The sequence below is a fragment of the Oleiphilus sp. HI0128 genome, from assembly GCF_001635365.1.
On the sequence record NZ_LWGG01001076.1, the window covers coordinates 1 to 890 of the forward strand.

The following is an 890-nucleotide window of genomic DNA, read 5'->3' on the forward strand; positions in this document are numbered from 1 at the left end:
ATTTCGGTACTTCGTCGGACCTGTCACTTTTCTCTCTCTTAGTCTTTTTTTGTTCAGACTCAAGTATGCTTTCCTTACTATTTTGCTTGTGTGTTTTTGGTTTTTCTGGGAGTTCCGGCCTCTTTTGTTCCACTTCACGAGGCATTTGAGCAGATACGTTTTCAACAATCTCCTTATCAGCGGGGTCCCCCTCCTCTTGCGAGGGTCTTAAGGAAACATTAACCGAAGTTTTTCCAATCGGCGCAAAGATTTCGTTCTGTCCTTCCCAAAGACTCAGCGCAATATGTGCCAAAAATGACAGTATAATCGCACCGGCTAAGGCTTTTCTTGGCCGAGAACTTGAACCACTAGCAATGGGTGAATCTATTGACAAGAACTTGTTTTCCATGGGTTGGGACTAAAGAAACGGAAACTGTGTGGAATAATACATTGAAATATAAACTTTTCTCTAAAGTTATCTATACTTTTAACCTGTAAAGAGATTGAAGACCACTTATTTACCAGCAGAAGTAGCGAGAAGAGAAGTTAAACATGGCAAACATATTAGTTGTTGATGACTCTGCATCAATGAGACAAATGATCAAATTCACCCTCGAGATCGCCTGACACAAAGTGACCGAAGCAACTGACGGTTTACAGGGTTTGCACCAAGCAAAAGATAATGCTTACGAGTTAATCATATCGGATGTAAATATGCCCAATATGAGTGGCATTGAGATGACAGCTGAGGTGCGTGCGCTTGGCTCGCATAAGTCTACACCCATTCTGTTACTCACAACCGAGTCAGGTCTTGATAAGAAAACCGAAGGCAAAAAAGCGGGAGCAACCGGCTGGCTAGTTAAGCCATTCGACCCGGAGCAGCTTACCAAAATAGTTAATAAGGTACTCTA

General features: G+C 42.4%; 2 protein-coding genes. One reads left to right on the forward strand and one right to left on the reverse strand.

The window, feature by feature from the left end; genetic code table 11:
- On the reverse strand, nucleotides 1-373 hold a 373-nt coding region (locus A3763_RS18360), incomplete at its 3' end, for a hypothetical protein (protein WP_156495165.1).
- 239 nt (nucleotides 374-612) lie between these two features.
- Here A3763_RS18360 and A3763_RS18365 point away from each other — a divergent pair.
- Nucleotides 613-890 (forward strand): response regulator (locus tag A3763_RS18365; protein ID WP_068760303.1); only part of this gene is annotated, 278 nt, incomplete at its 3' end.